Genomic DNA, 18,551 nt, shown 5'->3' with positions numbered 1-18,551 from the left:
GCTACCAGGTGATGGGGCTGTCGTAGTAGTCGGCCAGGACCATCTGCCCCCGGTGGTCCGAGTAGTTCACGGCATCCGAGGCGAGCTGCCCCCGGGCCACATCCGCGTCATCGTTCTTGATGGTGGCCTGGTCGGTGAGGCTGTAGGCCTTCACGAAGAGGAAGTCGATCCGCCAATCAATGGCACCGTGCGCGGTCGTCCAGTGGTTGGCCGTCAGGCAATTCGAGATGGCGCTCTCGGTGGAGTTCGCCGCGGCGCAGGCGCGGTACATCGGATCCTTGAACTGCAGGTTGGTTCCGCCGCAGCCGCCGAGGTCGGCGTTGGTGCCCTTGTACATGCATTCGAAGTACTGATGGCCCGCGCTGGTGACGTACGCGTCGCGGTGGTTGAAGTCACCCGCGAGGATCTTCATGTGCGCCGAGCCCAGGGAATTGAGCTTGGCGTTGAACTCCTTGAGGTTGGTCCAGATGCAGTCATCCCCCACGCCCTCGCTCGAGTTCGGGGCATCATCGGTGGGCGTGTGGACCGAGGCGACGTGGACGTACTTGCCGTTGAGGTCGTCCTTGAAGCGGACCGCGAGCCCCGTCCAGTACGGGCTGCTGGTGTCGCGGCCACAGACGCCGGTGGACGGGTTCATCTCGTAGAGCGTCCACATCGTCTCGGTCTGATAGCTGAGGCGGGCGACCCGGTAGACCACCGCCGCACCGCCCTGGGCGTTGGTGTACCGGCAGGCGTAGTTCGCTCCGGTGACGCTCTCGAGAAAGCTGACGAAGGTGGCGCAGCTCGGGTAACCGGGCGTGTTCACCTCCTGCAGCACGACGATGTCCGGCAACCGCGGACGGCTGCCGTGGCTCATGTAATAGACGAAGTCCTTGTAGTCGGTGCCCTCGTAGTTCGAGGTGCCCGGCGATGACAGGTGCTTCGTGTTCAGGTTGTAGATGAGCAGCTTGTCATCCGTGCCTCCCACCAGCCCCGAGGAGAGCGCTCCGGGCCGATCCACCGGCACCTCCAGCTCCTCGGACGGACCGCACCCGGCGGCAACCAGTGCCACTGCTCCCACGCACGCCTGAATCACCTTCTTCATCTCGTCCTCCCGGACACGTTTCCAGTGAGAATAGTAAACCCAGTGAATACCGCCATCTCTGAAAAATCCGTGCCGTGATCAGGGAGGGACTGGATCGGAAGTCTCGACGAAGCAGCCACGGCCGCGTCCCCAGCCTGTTCAGGGCAGTGACGGGGTTCACTCTCCAGCTGTGAGTCAATTCACTCCATCGGTGCGGTGCTTTGCATAGAATTTTCTCATTACAGAGCACCGGGAACCGGATCTCCGCGAGCGAATCGCCTGAGCTGAAGCAATCCTTCGTTGAAGTCCCATTGAGGAGGAATAGATGGACTGGAACGCTATTGCTGCAATTGCTTCCGTGGTTTCAGCACTGATGGCTCTCGGCGCCTTGCTGGTGAGCGTAATCGCACTCCGTGCCTCTGATTCCGCCACGGAAATATCCAAGAATGCTTTGTCCGTGTCGAAGCAGTCCCTGCAGGATGATCACGAATACAAGCGACGCCAGTACTCCGCCGAGCTGATCAGCAAATGGGACGAGAGGACACTCGTAGCTCGGACCGCCATCATGAGGCGATGGAGCGACTGCTACAAAAACAATGAGGCCATTCCGAGAAAGGATATCGATGCCGAGTTCGAGGCGGCAACCCGGCAGCAGGGCACTTCCGATCTCATGGTTCAGCACATCGGCACTCTCCTGAACTACCTCGACGATCTTGCGCTCGCCGTTCAGTACCAAGTCGGTGACGAGGTCATGTTGAGGGCGGCTTTCGATAGCACGTTCAAGCGATGGATGCGGGTGCTTGGCGAGTACAGAACGCACATCCAGGGCGTCCGCAAGATCAGTCCATGGGCCGGGCTGGACTACCTCGACGCGAGGTGGAAGCAGCCCGCGACACAGGCGGTGGCTCGCACGGGAGTAATCGCGGATGATATGGCGGCGTAATCATCACTCATCCGGGCCCGCCTCCAGTTTCGAAGACGGGCTACCGCGAGCCAGTCCGCCGTTAGTACCTCCGTTGCGTCACTCCTGCTCGGGCCAGGGGACAAAGACGCCGAGCACGCGCGTCTCCTCCCCGTCGTCGTCCAGCTCCTCGGTGGCCACCATCCACCCCTGCGGGAAGGCTCTCACCTCGATCCCCGTTGTCTCGCCGAAATACCCGTGCGCCGTGGGTTGGAGGTTCGCGCGGCGAGTCCCCTCGTCCTGCTTCAGTCCCGCGCGCAGCCGGTCCTGCATCCCCGACCCCGGGGGTTCGCCCTCGGCCCGGAAGAAGTGGTTGTCGAGCTGCTCGGTCGCCGAGCCCAGGTAGTCGATGTCCGACTCGCTCTGCGGCCACTGCTCGAAGAGCGTCGCCATCACGCCTCCGTCCGGGGTGGGCGTCAGCTCCAGCGCCGCCAGGTTGATGTTCTGCTGGCGCAGATCCGCTCCCTTGTAACGCTCCCGGAAGGTCATCCCCCACAGGCGGAGCGGCTGGGTGAGCGAGGTGCGCTTCGCCTCCCCGAAAGCCGAGGCGGCCACGCACACTCCCTTGTAGTTGGCCTCCGGAACGCAGTTCTCCCCGGTGGCCAGGGCCTTCACCCACCCGGCCCGATGCATGGCGCTCGGGTCCTCCTTCGCGGCCGCGGGCGCTTCACTCCCCTTGCTCGTCGCGCAGCTGGCGGCTCCGAGAGCCACCACGCCGAACACCGCCAGTCTTCTCAGGGACATCCTCATGTTGTGCTCCTCTCGTTGTTGCGGGATGGGCTTGGACTACTTCCTGGCCGCGGGATCCGCGCCCGGCGGCAGGCCGTCCACCAGCAGCATGTCGGTGAGGGTGGTCGCCTGACGCAGCGCCTTGGCCGGAGCGTACTCGGGAGAGCTCCACCACTCGCGCGCCCGCTCGTAGCTGGGGAACTCGAGGATGACGAACCGGGACGTGTCCCACGAGCCCTCGAGCACCTCCGTCCTGCCCCCGCGCGCCAGGTAACGGCCGCCGTAGAGACCGATCGTCGGTGGCGCGAGCTGCTTGTACCGCTCGTAGTTCTCCGCATCCTTCACCGTCACTTCCACGACCACGTAGGCAGGCATTCGTTCCCCTTTCGCTCGGGGGAGCATAGTGCCTCGGGAGAACCCTCACCCAGGAGATGAAGCCCGCGCTATCCTGACGAATCCACGCAGCGGGAGGTAGCCCATGGCGAAGTCCTGGCAGGAAACCATCCACCTGGACGATGCGGTGGACGTCCACTACTCGAACCAGGACCACTCGAGGAAGTTCACCCCCATCCTGACCGCTGTCGTGGACGACGGGTGCGACGTGGCTCATCCCTGCCTCAGTGGGCTGCTCGAAGAACCCCTGTCCTTCGATCCCACCACCCAGTCCCTGCTCGCCGCCAAGAGCTCCCATGGAACCCTGTCGTGTGGACTGGTCTCGGGACACCCGAAGGACCTCTACCTCGGAGGGGCTGCACCGCCCGATGCGACTCGGCTCCTGCCCGTCCGCTACAACAAGCTCTCCGACGGCATCGAACCCGAAATCGAGATGTACAAGACCATCGTCAACCGGGGGGTCTACGTCATCAGCAACAGCTTTGGTTTCGGTGCGTTGAACAACGTGGAAACCCTCAGGATGAGGGAGGAGATCGACAAGATGGCGGCCACGGCCCGCGATGGAAAGGGCTGCCTCTTCGTCTTCGCCGCGGGCAACGAGGGGCGTCAGCTCGAGGCCAACAAGACCCTGTGCTCGAAATACACGCTTCTCGTCTCCGCGACACTCATTGTCCCCACCAAGCAGGGTGACATCACGGACGAGGGCTTCAAGACGCAATACAAGCCGCTCTTCAACACCCGGCAGTCCCAGGAGTTCAAACTCTTCCGCAGCAACCACGGCTCTGGCATCACCGTGTGTGCTCCCGGGGGCGACGTCAGAGGGCTCAGACCCGTGAGCCTCGCGAACCAGGGCACGGGAGACGAGAAGCTCCACGCCAGCAAGAACTACGACTACCACGCGGATACTTCAGCCGCGTGCGCCATGGTCGCCGGAGTGCTCACGCTCATGTTCGCCGCCAATCCCTCCCTGAGCGCCCTCGATGCCAAGCACATCCTGTGCGACACCGCCGACCAGGTGGATCCCAACTGCCCGGATGATGGCCAATGGGGTCCTGCTCAGCAGAAGATCGAGATCCAACACCGTCCGGCCATCGACCCGAGATTGACGATCAAGCCCTACAGCCGGTGGTACGGCTTTGGCCGGGTCAACGCGGCAGCCGCCGTCACACGGGCCATCGCGCTGCGCGGCTGAGTGCGTCGAGTCCGAGTTGGGATTCAACCTGGGATGCGTGGCACCCTCACCCCGGGGGGCTTGCCCCCCCTTTGAACGGAGGGGGGATCCTCTCCCTCTGGGCAGGGCGAACGCATCTAAAGGTCAGTAAATACGGCCATCAAGACGCGTAGCAGATAATCGTTGTCCCAGCCGGCCAGCTTGCGTCGGCTGGGCACGCCCGGTTTTTCCGTCGACTCTCGCCTCAGAGCGGTCAAGGCCATGCGGCTGAGCAGCGCGAAGTTCTGAGCGCCGTTGTGGTCGCGGATGCGGCGCGAGTCCTCGCCCAGGCACACGTCCAGGCTCCAGTGCAGGCCATTCTCCACGCCCCAGTGGGTGCGGATGATTCGGGCGAGCTTGCGCGCCTTGGGTGGCAGGCTGGTGAGGTAGTAGTGCCACTGCACCTGCGTCTTGCCGCCCTGGGTGCGCTCACGCCGCATCATGACGGCCGTCTTGAGCTTGGGCCATGTGGAGGCCGACTTGGGACAAGCCTCGAGCTTGAGGGCAACAGCCCAGGCACTGCGCACCTCGTGCCGGCCATGCCCCTCTTCTTCGCTGCGAGAGTGGGAGTCCACCCGGGCACGCGCCTGGCCCTCACGCACTGGGGCGAACAAGTCCTGCACATACGCGTACAGCGGCCCGCGGTTGCCCTTGAGACACAGCACGTAGTCGGCCTGGGCCTGCACCACGGCCTGGGCTACCTGGGCCGTGCACCCGTTGGCGTCCACCGTTACCACCGCCCCCTTCAAGTCCAGCAGCGCCAGCAGCTCGGGTATGGCCTTCACCTCCCCGGGCGCCCCCTGCACAGCCGCTTGTGCCAGCAGCAACCTCTGCTGCGTGGCCCACACGTGCACCAGGTGCAGCGGTGAGCCCGCCAGCGCCTTGCCCAAGGCGCCTCGCACGCTCTTGCCGTCCACCGCCACTACCTCCTCGCGCAGTGTCTGGGCCATCTCCTGTACCCAGCTGCGGAAGCACGCCTCGAAGGCCTGGGGCCTGAGTGCGCAAAACACCCGGCGAAATGTGTCCGCGCTGGGCACTCCATGTGGAATTTCCAAGAAGGTGGCGAACCATCTGGCCCTCGTCCTGGCGAACAGCGCCAGCTGCTTCCACCCGTCTGCCCCGGCTATCACTCCACACAGCGCCATCACCAGCACGTTGAGCAGTGCATGCCGTCTGGTACGCGCCACACGCGGGTCCCTCAGCGTGCCGAAGTGCTTGAGAATCAGCTCAACGACCTGCCCGCCCTCTCCCTCGCCCTGCCCCATTGCCGCCCCCATATGGGAGCCACCCTATGGAGCCAGTCTGACCTGGCAGGTGGGCCACCTGCCAAGTCACTGATTTCCTTGCCCTTTAGATGCTTTTCCCCTGCCCGGGGGGAGAGGGGATGTTTCCGATGCGTCAGGAACCCGTCTGCCTCGTGTCCGCCGCGGGCAGCGTGCGCGCCGCGAGCCGGAGCAGCTCGTCGTCCGGGAGCTGCTCCGTGGCGAGCACCGAGGGATCCGCCTTGATGGGCTGGACGTTGCCCTCGCGCAGCACGTGGAACTGGCCCGTGCTCTGGTTGGGAATCTTCGCGGTGAAGTCCACCCGGGCCTCGCTGAGCATGGGCTTCATCTTCTCCAGCGAGTTCCTCTCCTTCACGCGGCCCACGAACCACGAGCGGATGGTGTCGCGGCACTTGTAATCGAAGTCGCCGGGGCTCTGTGTGGCGAGCATCACTCCCAGGCCCGCTGAGCGCGCCCGCCGCAGCAGGTTCTCCATCGGCTGCTTGGTGGCCGGCTGCCGGGTGGCCGGCAGGTACATGTCCGCCTCGTCGAACATGAGCACCGCCTGCAGCGAGGTGGACGGATTGTGGCCCAGCCAGCGCGACACCTCGATGAGCAGCTGCGACACCCAGAAGAGCACCTTGTCGGTGTCGCCGAGGAACTTGGTGCTGATGACGCTCAGACGCGTCTTCCCGGGCCGCGCGTGGGCACCCCGGCCCAGCAGCAGCTCCATGTCGAGCTTCTCCCCTCCACTGCCCAGCAGCTCGGAGGCATTGAGCCGCAGCGTCTCCAGGTCCTGCACCAGCTTCTCGAAGAGCTTCGTGTCCAGCCGGCCCACGGCGTTCACCAGCCGTGGATCCTTCTCGTCGATGAAGTAGACGAGCTTCTCCAGGGTGACGCCGGCGGGCGAGAGCTGCACGAGCTGATCAATCGCTTGCGTGAGAACGGTCCGGCACGCCCTGTCGCGCCCGCTGTGCTTGTAGTCCAGCATGCCGCCGAGCGCGTCGCCCGCGAGCTGCGTGGCCTGCTTGCGATCGAAGTCCGGCAGCGAGCCGAGTCCGTCCGGCACGATGGGGATGGCCAACGGGCGGCCGTGGGGGTGCCCGGGGGTGAAGAGCGCCACGTCGAGCCGCTCGCGCAGCAGGGCCCGGCGCTCGGAGCGGCGTGGATCATCGAGCGGGCGTGTCCACACGGCGTCATTCGCGTACCCGGCGAGGTCTCCCTTCCGGTCCACGAGGATGGTGGGGATGCCCTGCAGCAGGAGCTGCTCCACCACGTTGAGCGCGAGCGTCGTCTTGCCACTGCCCGAGCCACCCAGGAACGCGGCGTGCTGCATGAGCTCGTTGGCCTCGAGCCGCACGGCGTCGCGTGAGAGGCTCTCCAGCTCACCGATGCGCAGGGGCTCGAGCTTCCGGGGAGGCTCCCGGGGCGCCGCGGCCGGACGTGACGGCGGTGGGTCCACGGGCTTGGGATCCGTCCGCAGCGCGAGCGCCGGCTGCGAGGCGGCGGGCTTCGCGGGAGGGGCGGCCGGGCGATTCACGGGACGCAGGTGGTCCAGATCGAGGATGTCGCGCAGCGCCTTCGTTTGCGTGAGGGGCCGGGCCGAGCGGAGCCAGGCGGCGAAGTCGGCACGGGACTCGTGCCGCGCGCGGAACTCCCGCAGCGCGAGCAGGGTGCGGCAGTCACTGTCCTCGAGCACCGCACGGCGCCCACCCTTGGCGATGAGCTTGCCCAGCTCCTCGGCGGCCTGCGTCTTGGGGTTGCTGGGAAAGACGGTGGTGCGCACGGCGACGGCCGTGCGGCCCCGGGCGTCCTTCCGGGCCTGCTCGATCTGCCGCGCCAGCGCCCCGCCATTCGGCTTGTTGTTGCACAGCGCCACGTGGAGCTTCCCGTCTCCGGGAGACACGTCCACCTGGATGGATTCGCCCAGCGTCCTGGCTTCGAAGCGGTGGCCCGCGTCCACCTCGTCCGTGCTCGCGCCCAGCGCCCAGGCCAGCAGCACCGCCAGCTCCGAGTCATCGTCGGGCGGCGAGCCCTTGTACCCCGTGCGGAAGTCGTTCCAGAGCGGATCCAGCTCCGAGACGGGCGTGGGCTCGGGGAGGGCTTCCGGGGAGCCCTGCTTCGTCAATCCCTCCACGAGCGGGAAGTGCTCGGGCAGCCGGCCCTCGTGGATGGCGCGCTCGCGGTAGCGGCGACACTCATCGAGCACGTCCCGCGCACGCATGCCGGCCAGCGCCTCGAACCCCTCATGCGGGAAGGGGTACGTGGGCTCCGCGGCCTCGAAGGGCGCGTCCTCCTGATCGTAGAGGTACTCCAGGCGCTTCTCGGCGATGAGCCGGGCCTCCTCCGCCGTGCGCAGGCTGTGCAGATCGATGGGTGCTGGATCCAACGTGATGCGGTCCAGCATCGGCCGCGTGAGCAACGGCTTCAGCGTGTCCCAGAAGTCCTTCAGGCAGCTGATGATGATGAGGGACGAGGGCACGCGATCGGCCAGATCGCACAGCGTCTGCATGGCCCGCCGGAAGGGATTGCCGGCGTCCTGGGCGTCGTAGATGTCCTCGAGCTGATCCACGCAGATGACCAGCGAGTGCCCCAGCGCTCGCATCAACTGCCCCAGGTGCTCCACCATCTTCTTCGGATCGTCATCGTGGACGCGGGGCACCATCCCGCCGAGCACCTTGCGGTCCGGCTCCGCGAGATCCTCGCAGCGCAGGTAGCTCAGCACGCGCTTCTTGATGCGCGACTCGTTGCGCTGCAGGTAGAGCAGCGCGCGCACCAGGGCCAGGTCCACGTCCTGGAAGGCGGGCTGATCGATGAGCTCATCGGCCGCCTCGCTGACGATCTGATGGACGTCCTCGGCGTCCGTGTCGAGCTGCGTGAGGCCAGCGGCCCACTTGCCACACCGCGAGAAGAGCGCGCTGGAGAGCTTCATCAACCCGGAGCCGGGCTGCGAGGGCTCGCAGTAGGGCTGATCGAGCGATTCGATGAGGTTGTTGAGGACGTAGCGCCCATAGTTGTCCGTGGACGTCGTCATCTGCAGATAGCCCACGAACCCGAGGGACTGCTCGTGGACCCGGGAGCGGAAGGCGCGCACCAGGTGCGTCTTGCCGCAGCCGGACTCACCGCGCAGCAACAGGATGCGTCCCGAGTCCAGGCCCGGCGGCGTGGTGGCACGGGTGAGCAGGCGCTCGAAAGAGGCGCGCGCCTCCTGGTGCACGCGCTCCACGTCGAACGGATCCGGCCGCCAGATTTCATGGCGGTGCTGGATGGAGTGGAAGACCTCGGTGCGGTCCGAGAGGAAGGCGGCGAGGCGGAGATCGGGCGCGTTCATCGGGAACCTATAGGGCGATGAAATGGAAGGTGGCGCCGAGGTAGCGCGTCTCCGAGGCGGCGACGTCCGCGGGGTTCATCGCCTCCACCAGATCGGCGCGGCTCAGCGACAGGAAGCGCGCCCGGTTGGCCTCGACGAGCCTGCTCTTGAAGGTCTGCTCGTCCAGGCCCGCGAGCTGGCCGCTCAGGGTGCGCCAGACGTGGGAGATGAAGATCTTGTCCTCACCGAAACGCCCGCTCGCCGAGGACCTCGCCGCGTGCCGCACCCGCTCGGCGAAGGTCCGGAGATCTTCCGGAGCCGGAGCGGGAGCCGCCGTGTCGAAGTACGCCGGGTCGGGGGGAGTGGCCAGCACGTTGCGGGAGGCCGGCGCGGTGGACGGCGCGGGCGGCACGGTGAGGGGCTCCGCGCTGGGGACGAGCCAGGCGCGCAGGGCCGCCAGCCGCAGGCTGTCCGCGTCCGAGCGCTTCGCGCCCACGCTCCTCGCGGCGAGCTGCCGCATGGCCTGGGTGGGCTCGGCCTCGCGCGAGGCTCCCAGGGCCCGGGCGAGCAACACCGCCTGCACGGCGGCCAGGGTGAAGGGCTTGTCTGTGTCGACGCCGAGCTGCTTCCAGCACAGCGCATCGCGCACCTGGGTGAGGCTCCTGGTGCCGGGGGACTCGCCGCCGAGCTGCTTCTGCACGAGCACCGCGCGCATGCCGTCCGCCGTGCCCAGGCGGGCCAGGTTGCCCTGGGAGGGCGGCAGCTCCAGCACCCGCGCCAGCAGGTGCGTGTTCTTGAGCTTCTTCCAGGAGGTGCCGTCGGGCAGGCGCTTCACCCCGAGCCACGCGAGGGCCTGCGCGCGCCCCTGGGAGGTGAGCTCGAGGCCATTGCGGGCCGTGCGCCGCGCGAGCCCGGCCGTCTCGAGCGCCGTGAGCGTCTCGTCGAGACGGAGGTTCCAATCACTGGCGCTCCAGCGGTGCTCGGCGAAGGGTTTCAGCGCGCGGGAGAGATCGCTCCGGGCGCCCTTCCCTTCCGCGCGTGTCAGCAGCCACGTGAGCGCCAGCTCACCCAGCCGGGAAACCTCGTGCCCCTGCATGTTCAACCCCCAGGCTCGCGCCGGTGCGAGATGACTTCCGAGATAGTGTCGAGGATTTCCTCGAGCCGTGCCACCACGTCCTGGGCGAGGAAGCGCAGCACGAGGTACCCGTGGCGTTGCAGCGCGGCGTCCTTGCGCCTGTCTCGCCGGTAGGCCTCCGCGTCCTGGAAGTGGCGGTAGCCGTCGATCTCCACGGCGAGGAGGAAGCGCCGGGCCAGCAGATCCACCTCCACTTCACGGCCCGCGAGGCGGAACCCCGGGGAGGCGTTGAGCTCGAACAGCCCGTGGGTGGAGGGGTGCGAGTCGAGGAAGGCGTAGAGGAAGCGCTCCTCCTGGCTGCGAGCCCGGTCCTCGGGGGCCTCTGGCCGGGAGGGGCGCTGGTGCTCGCGGACGACCTCGCCGAAGAGCGCGAGCACCTCGTCCGAGACGCCCTCCGCCGCCAGCCGGGCCAGCGGGCGGGAGAGCTCCTCCGAGGGCTGGACTCCGAGTGCCTCCAGCTTCACACCGAGTGCTTCGGGTGAAGGGGTGGCGAGCTCGATGAGCCCTTCGCGCACCATGGCGAGGGACTGGGAGCCGCTGCCATGCAGGTACGTCCCGAGGGTGGCCCGGTCCGCGCTCAGCGCGATGACGAGCGACGGGAGGGAGGCACACAGCCTCGAGGCCAGCCGGGCCGCGCGTGCGAGTCCCTCGGCGCCGGAGCCGGTGAGCAGCAGCGCGGGAGCCGCACCGGGCGGGACGAGGGCATGCAGTGCCGTGAGGGTTCGAAGGGGGCCGAGGGCGTCGAGCACCGCATCGAGGGGTGCCCCTGAATTGTGGGTAACTTGTGGGTGGAGCAGACACCTGCACGCGGTGGAGGTGTCACCATCGGGAGCTGCGGAGAACAGCTCCTGGAGGAGGACGCCGCGCTCGTGGGCTGTCTTTCCTCTCGAGCGGGTGGACAGCTCGCCCGGAGCGAGGCCCCCGGCCATCCCGAGGAAGTCCGCGGCATCGGTCTCGAGGTTCCTGACGCGGGCGAGTGTCTCCATCCAGGCCCGGACCACGTCGGCCTCGCTCGAGGCGAGCACCGTACAGCCACTTTTGTGCAGCGAGCCGAGCCATTGGCGCCAGAGGGAGGCCGCGGTGCCGGGAGGACCGGAGAGCACGGTGAGCGTGGGGATGCCCTGCTCACGCCGGCGCTGATGCCGCTCCAGCTCATGGAGGACGAAGGCATCACTCCGGGTATCTGGCCTGGCGAGGGGCACGGACCCGAGCGTCCTTGAAGTCGAGGCGCGGCATCAAGGGGCCCTCCCCCGCTGCTGTGTCCGGCAGTCGTCACCGCTCACGGATGGCGCACCGCCCCATATCGGGGTTCCCCTTACTGCTGAGGCATCATTCCGCCAGGGGGGAACTCATGTCGCAACGCGCGATGCTCGCTGCCGTGATGGGGTTTTTGATGCTCGGAACGGGCTGCCCGCATACCTATCGGAAGGGTGGAAAGCTCGATCGGGCGATGCAGCAGGACATGAAAGATAAATTCAAACAGCGTGGCGAGGAGTTCAGGAATCAGGAACTTGAGGACGATGAGGATGAGGATGAGGAGAGGATCTGCCCTGATGACAAGGTGGAGTACCGGGACTGCCGGACCCTGCCTTGCACGGTGACGTGCCAGTGAAGCGGAGCACCTTCCTCACCCTTCTGCTTGGGTTGCTGCTTCCGATGCCTCTCCTGATCATCGTGGGAACGGCATTTTGGAATCCCTGGTCTGAGGAGGGTCGGAGGGCGGCTGCGGCAACTCCCATTTTGGAGCTGGAGGAGACGTGGAAGCTCCAGACCTATTCGCAGACATGCTGGAGAGGGCAGGATTGCGAGCCGCCACTTGGATGCCTGAGTGTCTCGGGGACCCGGCGCGAGGGGCTCTGCAGCGATAGCTGGTGCACCACCGATCTGCAGTGCGGGGAAGGAGAAACCTGCCGGACGCTGCCCACGATGGATGTAGGGCCCCTGGTGCGGGTGTGTGTCGATCCGGGAGAGCGGAAGGAGGGCGAGGCCTGCATTCCGGCCAGAGGGCCTAGGGAGAACACCTGCGAGCAGGGACTTCACTGCAACAGGGGCTGGTGCGGGCGCTCCTGCCAGATGGAGGAGCCCACGAGTTGTCCACAGGGCTTCTTCTGCCGGGAGGGGTTGGACGGTCCCTCCTGTCTTCCCACCTGTGAAGCATCGGGCTGCGCCGAAGGCCAGGAGTGCGTCGGTCTCGGCGAGGGCCTCTCGGTCTGCGCGGTGGTGCGCGGAGAGAACTGCCAGAAGGTGCCCTGCCCCAGCGGCGGCCTCTGCTCCGTGTGGCCTCCGCGTTACAAGGACTCCCGGTTGGAGCTGAAGATGGCCTGCTCGCGGGTCTCCTGCGCCGACGGCGGGCCCGGATGCCCCCCAGGCACCTCCTGCGTCGAGGGCCTCTGCCGCCACCCGTAGCCCCCCTCCCCCACTCCGCGTGCTTTTTCTGTCGCGCGCGCGCCCTCCGTGCGTCTACTCACCGGGTATCATCCTTCGAACCCCCAGGAGGCTCCCGTCCCCATGGCCGCGCTCACCTTCGGCTTCCTCATGGATCCCCTCGAGACGGTCCGGGTGGACCATGACTCCACCTTCGCCCTCATGCTCGAGGCCCAGCGCCGCGGTCACCAGGTGCGCTACTTCGAGCAGCCCTGGCTCCGCTTCAACGGCTCCGCTTCCGAGTCCCGCATGCGCACCGTCACCGTGCGCCGCGAGCCCGGCCGCCACTTCGACCTCCTCGACGAGCAGGTGCGCCCCCTCTCCAGCCTCGACGTCCTCTTCCTGCGCAAGGATCCCCCCGTCGACGCCGACTTCCTCCAGGCCACCCAGCTCGTCGAGCTGTGCAACGGCCGCCCGCCCGTCTTCCTCAACAACCCCACCGGCATCCGCGATGCCAACGAGAAGCTCTTCGGCCTGCGCTTCCCCGAGCTCATGCCCGAGACGCTCATCGCCCGCGAGCTCGCCGCCCTCTCCCAGTTCATCGCCCGCCACCCCCAGGGCACCATCCTCAAGCCCGTCGAGGGCTTCGGCGGCCAGGGCATCGTCTTCCTCCAGCCTGGCGACCGCAACACCCGCTCCCTCCTGGAGATCATCACCCTCGGCGGCAAGAAGGCCGTCGTCGCCCAGGCCTACCTCCCCGAGAGCCGCCAGGGTGACAAGCGCATCATCCTCGTGGATGGCGAGCCCTGCGGCGCCGTGCTCCGCGTCCCCGCCCAGGACGATCACCGCGGCAACATGGCCGCCGGTGGCACCCCCGTGAAGACGCAGCTCACCCCGCGCGAGCTGGAGATCTGCACCCGCCTCAAGCCCGCGCTCCAGGAGCGTGGCCTGTACCTCGTGGGCATCGACGTCATCGGCGACTGGCTCACCGAGGTCAACGTCACCAGCCCCACCGGCCTCGCGGAGATCGACAAGCTGGACAACACCAACGTCGAGGCGAAGGTGATCGACGTCGCCGAGCGGCTCGTGGGCCAGCGGCGCTGAGCGGCGGGTTCAAAGGAACCGCATCGTCACATCGAAGCCCAGGAACCACCGCTTGATTCCATTCTCCAGCGGGATCGAGAGGGCCAGCCCCGGCTGAAAGCCCGACCTGCCGCTGGCGGCTTTCCGGAACGACAGTCCGACGGAGTGATGGATCGCACTCCTCGCGGCGAGGGTCTCCGCGTACCGGCCGCCAGCGATCTCGAGCATGGTGACGAGCTGTTGATAGCGATAGGAGAACCCCGCTCCCCACCGCGGGGAGAACCGCAAGGCTTTGTAGAAGGGGGAGTACACATCCAGCCCGGCGTCCAGCCGGAGCGAGCAGGACGAGCACAAGGCGCTGGGCACGATCATGGAAGCGCCCAGCCTCCCACCCAGGGCTCCTGGCTGGAACAGCACCGCCTGGGCCGGACGCTTCGCCGCCACCGAGGTATTCACGGAGGAACCCACCTCGTCCTCGTCCCCCGTGGGAAGCAGCAGCCCTCCCCGGAGCACGAGCCAGTTGCCGGAGAAGACGGGGCGGGCGAAGTACATCCCCAGATCCATGTTGCTCAGCGACGTGGCGGATCTGTCCGCGCCCGTGAGCTTCGTCAGCGAGATGGCCGCGTAGCCTCCCAGGCCGCAGCTTCCCCTGAAGGCCGTGGAGAGATCCAGCCGGATGGGGACGCCGTCACCCTTGCCATCGAACAGGAACCCCGAGCCGATGGAGAAGTGGCCATCGCTCCCATCGAGCGGATCCAACAAGGAGAAGATCGGCCCATACGACTCCTCGTATGGGGGCTCGGAGGAGTAGGTGGGCTGGATCATCTCCAGCTCTTCCAGCTCGAGCCCCGTGGTGGCGGCCCACCGCGCGAGCAGGGGTGAGTCGATCTCCCGGATGAAGGCGTACTTGTGATCGGCGGCGATGGCCTCGGCGACTTCCGGGCCCAGCTCCTGCTCGAGCAGATAGCCCACCGCGCAGATGCGCCCCCGCGAGTCGATGAAGGTGGGGCGCCGCGCGTCCGGATGGCCGTCGTTCCGGGGGAACTCGCCTCGCTGGATGTAGTCCGCCAGCCGCTCGAGATTCCGGCTCCTGGCGGCGCGCGCGGCCGGGGACAGCCCCTCCGTGGAGCGCTGCCGCAGCCGCTCCAGCACGTCTTCCAGGTGGACCTGGATCCGCAACTGCTCCTCGTCCGCCCGCGGGAGCCGCCCGAACCGGGCCTTGAAGCTCTCATCCCCGAGCAGGAGGTTGACGGAGTCCGTGTGGAGCCGTTCCGGAGCGGGCGGGGTTCCACAGGCGATGAGGCCGGCGAGCAAGACAATGGCGCCGGCAGCCAGCTGCCGAGACAGGGTCATGGGGGCGAGCTCCTCCAGGAAGTGCAACGGTCCGTCGCACCACACTGAGGGATCGCCCGGAGCCGAGCCGCACCTGGGGCTCACGGCTCCATCACGATTTCATCATGCCCCGACTTCTCAGCGGGAGTGGCGGCGCTGCACGCCCTGCTCACTCAGCTTCCGGGCCAGATCGCGAGCGACCTCGAGATCGAACGGCTTGCGCAGCCACTGGATGTCCGTGCGGCCGACGCGCTGGGCCACCTCCTCGCGGGAGATGTCCGAGAAGGCGCTGCAGATGGCCACTTCCAGCCGGGGATCCTTCTCCAGCATGTGCAGGATGGTCTCCAGCCCGTCCCAGCCCGGCGGCATCCGCATGTCCACGAGGGCGAACGTGTAGGGACGCCCCTCCTCCAGGGCGCTGATGACCTTCTGGTACCCCTCCTGCCCCTGCGACGCGGTGTCGATGGCGAAGCCCGCGTCCCCGGACGCGGCGGGCGGGTTGGCCCCGAAGATCTTCTTCTCGAGGTTGTCCAGCGAGGCCGAGCGCGTCCTCTGCCCCAACACCCGGCGCCAGACGTTGAGGATGGCCGGGTCATCGTCGACGATCAGGATGCGCCGCGGCCCCTGCGCCTCCGTCCGCAGCCCCCCCTGCCCGGACTGGCGCATACCCGGGCCCTGCGCCCCATCGAGGGAGCCAGCCATCCAGGGAAGGTGCGGCGTTTGCCACGGGAGTGGGGCCGGCTGGGTGCTGCTGTTCGCCATGGGGAGTGTCCTCGCGGCCAGTGTACCCGGCTCGTCCAGAGGGGACCATTCCAAGAGCGGACGGGGCGGACGATGGGTCGCCCGGTTACACGCTCAGTGAGGCAGGCGGGGGAGCCCGTGGCCCTCGGGGGGGTCCACAGGGAGGAGCCCGGGGCTACCCGATACCCTCACCCCGTCCCTCTCCCGGCGGGAGAGGGGATATGGGCTTGGGGATGGGGACTTGGAGCGGTGGGCTTTGTTGGCTGGGGGACGTTGCTTCAGTGGCCGGTGCCGCTGCCCCCACCCTGGCTGCCGCTGCCCGCGGCGCCCCCGGGCGGCGGCGTCACCTCGCGCTCCGTCGGCTTCACCGAGGGCGTCGTGCTCGGGAAGAGGTTCGGCGTGAAGTCCGGCTGCCTCACCGCCAGCTGCCCCTGCCTCGCCATGTCCATCGCGATGCCGAGGATGCGCGCGGCCTCCTCCGGCGCGTGGAAGCCCATCGAGTTCTCCGCCTCCACGAAGTCCACCATGAACTGCGCCCGGCGCTGCAGCTCCATCGCCGTCTTCAGGTCCGCGTCCGTCTTCCCCGCGCCCCTGGCCGCCTTCATGTCCCCAATCAGCGCGATCATCGCGTCCATCGCCCGGTTGCGCAGCTCGAAGGTGCGGTCCTGGATCGTCGTCACCCGCTGCGTCAGCTCCGCCTCCGTCCAGTTGTGGCACGTCTGGCAGGCCCGGTTCACGTTGAGCAGCGGGCTGCGCACGTGGTGATCGCTGATCTTCAGCGCTCCCTCGCGCTTGTAGGGCATGTGGCAGTCCGCGCATGCCACCCCCGAGCGCGCGTGGATGCCCTGGTTGTACATCTCGAACTCGGGGTGCTGCGCCTTGAGCACCGGCGCCCCCGTCTCCGCGTGCACCCAGTCCTTGTGCCCGTTCTCCGTGTAGTACGTGAGGATGTTCTCGATCTTGATGCCGTTGGCCCACGGGTACGTCAGCCGCTTCTCCGGGCCCTTGAAGTAGTACTCCACGTGGCACTGCCCGCACACGTACGTGCGCATCTCCTGGCGCGTCGCCTGCTTGTTCACGTCGTAGTTCTGCACGCCCTGGCTCGCCTTCAGCGCGCGGATGCCCTCCAGGAAGCCTGGCCGCGTCACCCGCAGCTGCATCGTCTCCGAGTCATGGCAGTCGATGCACGCCACCGGGTGCTGCACCAGCTTGCGCGCCTCGGGGTAGGGCATCGCGTTCATCTTCTCGAAGCCCTTGATGAGGTCTCCCTCGCCCAGCTTCTTGTAGGGCACGTACACCGAGGCGTGGCAGTGGACGCACGCGCCCGGCTGCTTGGTGACGTGCTGGCGCTCGGTGAAGAGCTGGTCCTCCAGCACGTACGCGTGGCCGCGCTCCTCGCGGAAGTCCGTCGCGAAGGCGTAGCCCGCCCAGAACGTCTTCAGCCGCGGATCCTCCTCCAGCCGCGACTGCGCCGTCACCGTGCGCGGATCGTTGGCCGTGGGCTCGCGCGGCACCGCCTCACTGCCGCCGTACTTCGTGCGCGTCATGTCCACCGTGCGCTTGTAGTCGTCGTACTGGAGCGGGAAGTTCTTGCCCCAGATGGCCGGATCCTCCGTCGTGTCGGTGAGCTCGACGACCCGGTAGAAGGGATTCCGGGCCTCCTGCTTGCGCTCCATGATGTTCACCGCGAGCGCGGCGGCGGCGGCGGCGGCGCCCGCGGCGAGCACCATCGCGGCGAGCAGGAGCATCAATCGGCGGCGGGTACGGGAAGCTTCCATACAGGTGGGGTCCGTGGGGAGTCGAAGGGGTTACGGCGCGTGTCCGACGTCGCTGTGACAGCGGATGCAGGAGATGGAGCCATCATCGCGCTCGGTGCTCGTGGAGGCCGCGTGCGCGTCGATGGCCTGGACGATGGGCTGGTGGCACGAGCGGCAGCGCTGCTCGGTGATGGCGCGGTTGTGCGGGGTGATCTGAATGGGCTCGTGGAAGCCCCCCGCGGTGAAGGCCACCGAGTGGTGCCAGCCATTGCGCGCCTTGGCCAGGTACTTGCCCACGAAGCTGGGGGGCGTGTGGCAGTCATTGCACACGGCCACGGTGTGGTGGCTGGAGTTGGTCCACTCGGAGTATTGATCGCTCATCACGTGGCAGTTGGCGCACGCGGCGGGATCGTCCGTCATGTACGAGGCCCCCTTCGCGTAGGCGAAGGTGAAGCTCCCGATGCCGATCGCCACCCCGACGAGGGCGCTCAGTCCCAGGCTGAGCCAGGCGAAGGCGGACGGCCCGCGGCGCCTGGGTCCGCTGGGAGCTTCAGATGTGGGAGGCTCGGTGGCCACGGCTCAGTCTCCTTCCCCGGTGATGGAGAGCGTGATGCCACAGCTCCGCACAGGAGTGGATTCATTTGTGATGTCCGTGGTGCTCAATGTCGCCGTCAACACGCGGCGGCCCTCGTGCAGGGACACCGAGCCGGTGGCGGTCAGAGCCAACGTCCGCGTCCGCTCGTCCGAGGCGCTGGTGGAGCGCACCACGACGGAGTCGATCCGGAACGAGCCGAGCATGTCCGGCCCCTCCTTCGGCCCGGGGGCATAGACGTCGCCCGTCAGCGGCACCTGGAGCTTCGTGGCCGGGTCGATGACGTGGAAGACGGCCCTGCGCCCGTCCTCCAACTGCTGCAACTGGACGGTGGGCGCGAAGACGTAGGGGCTGAAGGGACACTGCCCCACCGGGGTGGCGTTCCTCACGGAGTACACCCCGGAGATGTCCGGGCAGCCGCTGATACACGGCTCCGGGTCGGCGCCGCAGCCGCTGGACGCCAGGGCCAGGAGTACGACAGGAAGGGAGACGTGCCTCATGGGGCTCGCACGCTGTGCATTCGTCCCGTGACGCCAACCCCGGCCCGGTGGAAAAACGCGTGTACCCCATGATTGTGGACAGCCGGATAGAGTGAGCGCCCTCTGTCCGACACCCGCCG

Annotated in this window: 16 protein-coding genes; 4 read left to right on the top strand and 12 right to left on the bottom strand. The window is 67.5% G+C overall.

Annotation, left to right across the window (positions count from 1 at the left end; all coding sequences use genetic code 11):
- Nucleotide 1: 1 nt before the first annotated feature.
- Nucleotides 2-1,084 (bottom strand): endonuclease/exonuclease/phosphatase family protein, encoded by a 1,083-nt coding sequence (locus NR798_RS00375; protein ID WP_375769367.1) that lies wholly within the window; start codon nt 1,082-1,084, stop codon nt 2-4.
- 304 nt (nt 1,085-1,388) lie between these two features.
- On the opposite strand from NR798_RS00375, the gene NR798_RS00370 reads away from it, so the two are divergent.
- On the top strand, nt 1,389-2,006 hold the full coding sequence (locus NR798_RS00370) for a hypothetical protein (RefSeq protein WP_375769366.1): 618 nt from the start codon (nt 1,389-1,391) through the stop codon (nt 2,004-2,006).
- Nucleotides 2,007-2,084: 78 nt separating this feature from the next.
- Here NR798_RS00370 and NR798_RS00365 read toward each other — a convergent pair whose 3' ends face one another.
- Nucleotides 2,085-2,768 (bottom strand): hypothetical protein, encoded by a 684-nt coding sequence (locus NR798_RS00365; RefSeq protein ID WP_375769365.1) that lies wholly within the window; start codon nt 2,766-2,768, stop codon nt 2,085-2,087.
- A gap of 42 nt (nt 2,769-2,810) precedes the next feature.
- Nucleotides 2,811-3,128 (bottom strand): DUF1330 domain-containing protein, encoded by a 318-nt coding sequence (locus NR798_RS00360; protein ID WP_375769364.1) that lies wholly within the window; start codon nt 3,126-3,128, stop codon nt 2,811-2,813.
- 103 nt (nt 3,129-3,231) lie between these two features.
- Between NR798_RS00360 and NR798_RS00355 the strand changes: the two genes are divergently transcribed.
- Entirely contained in the window at nt 3,232-4,338 is a 1,107-nt protein-coding gene (locus tag NR798_RS00355) for a S8 family serine peptidase (RefSeq protein ID WP_375769363.1), read from the top strand.
- A gap of 116 nt (nt 4,339-4,454) precedes the next feature.
- Here NR798_RS00355 and NR798_RS00350 read toward each other — a convergent pair whose 3' ends face one another.
- The 4 genes from NR798_RS00350 to NR798_RS00335 all read right to left on the bottom strand — a co-directional run bounded on the left by NR798_RS00350 (nt 4,455) and on the right by NR798_RS00335 (nt 10,812).
- Nucleotides 4,455-5,621, bottom strand: a complete 1,167-nt coding sequence (locus tag NR798_RS00350; RefSeq protein WP_375765512.1) for an ISAs1 family transposase — start codon at nt 5,619-5,621, stop codon at nt 4,455-4,457.
- A gap of 133 nt (nt 5,622-5,754) precedes the next feature.
- Nucleotides 5,755-8,949, bottom strand: a complete 3,195-nt coding sequence (locus tag NR798_RS00345) for a BREX system ATP-binding domain-containing protein (protein ID WP_375769362.1) — start codon at nt 8,947-8,949, stop codon at nt 5,755-5,757.
- A 7-nt stretch (nt 8,950-8,956) separates the two neighbouring features.
- Complete coding sequence (locus NR798_RS00340; protein WP_375769361.1) at nt 8,957-10,024, bottom strand: hypothetical protein; 1,068 nt, start codon at nt 10,022-10,024, stop codon at nt 8,957-8,959.
- Nucleotides 10,025-10,026: 2 nt separating this feature from the next.
- The gene (locus NR798_RS00335; protein ID WP_375769360.1) at nt 10,027-10,812 is read right to left on the bottom strand and encodes an endonuclease domain-containing protein; all 786 of its coding nucleotides are present in this window, start codon (nt 10,810-10,812) and stop codon (nt 10,027-10,029) included.
- A 602-nt stretch (nt 10,813-11,414) separates the two neighbouring features.
- Here NR798_RS00335 and NR798_RS00330 point away from each other — a divergent pair.
- Nucleotides 11,415-11,675 carry a hypothetical protein gene (locus tag NR798_RS00330; protein ID WP_375769359.1) on the top strand — a complete coding sequence of 87 codons (261 nt, stop codon included), beginning with the start codon at nt 11,415-11,417 and terminating at the stop codon, nt 11,673-11,675.
- A gap of 896 nt (nt 11,676-12,571) precedes the next feature.
- Complete coding sequence (gshB, locus tag NR798_RS00325) at nt 12,572-13,531, top strand: glutathione synthase (RefSeq protein ID WP_375769358.1); 960 nt, start codon at nt 12,572-12,574, stop codon at nt 13,529-13,531.
- A 9-nt stretch (nt 13,532-13,540) separates the two neighbouring features.
- Here gshB and NR798_RS00320 read toward each other — a convergent pair whose 3' ends face one another.
- The 5 genes from NR798_RS00320 to NR798_RS00300 form a co-directional block, all read right to left on the bottom strand.
- Nucleotides 13,541-14,863: a hypothetical protein gene (locus NR798_RS00320; protein WP_375769357.1), complete on the bottom strand. Its 1,323-nt coding sequence runs from the start codon at nt 14,861-14,863 to the stop codon at nt 13,541-13,543.
- A 117-nt stretch (nt 14,864-14,980) separates the two neighbouring features.
- On the bottom strand, nt 14,981-15,508 hold the full coding sequence (locus tag NR798_RS00315) for a hypothetical protein (protein ID WP_375769356.1): 528 nt from the start codon (nt 15,506-15,508) through the stop codon (nt 14,981-14,983).
- A gap of 353 nt (nt 15,509-15,861) precedes the next feature.
- Complete coding sequence (locus NR798_RS00310; protein WP_375769355.1) at nt 15,862-17,361, bottom strand: ammonia-forming cytochrome c nitrite reductase subunit c552; 1,500 nt, start codon at nt 17,359-17,361, stop codon at nt 15,862-15,864.
- A 30-nt stretch (nt 17,362-17,391) separates the two neighbouring features.
- A complete protein-coding gene (nrfH, locus tag NR798_RS00305) occupies nt 17,392-17,916 on the bottom strand; it encodes a cytochrome c nitrite reductase small subunit (RefSeq protein WP_375769354.1) in 525 nt (174 codons plus the stop codon).
- Between the two features lie 3 nt (nt 17,917-17,919).
- Entirely contained in the window at nt 17,920-18,432 is a 513-nt protein-coding gene (locus NR798_RS00300; protein WP_375769353.1) for a hypothetical protein, read from the bottom strand.
- Between the last annotated feature and the right edge of the window lie 119 nt (nt 18,433-18,551).

Origin of the sequence: Archangium gephyra (assembly GCF_042230915.1) — a bacterium.
Taxonomy (GTDB): Bacteria; Myxococcota; Myxococcia; order Myxococcales; family Myxococcaceae; genus Archangium; species Archangium gephyra_B.
This window is presented reverse-complemented; position numbering and strand designations above follow the sequence as displayed.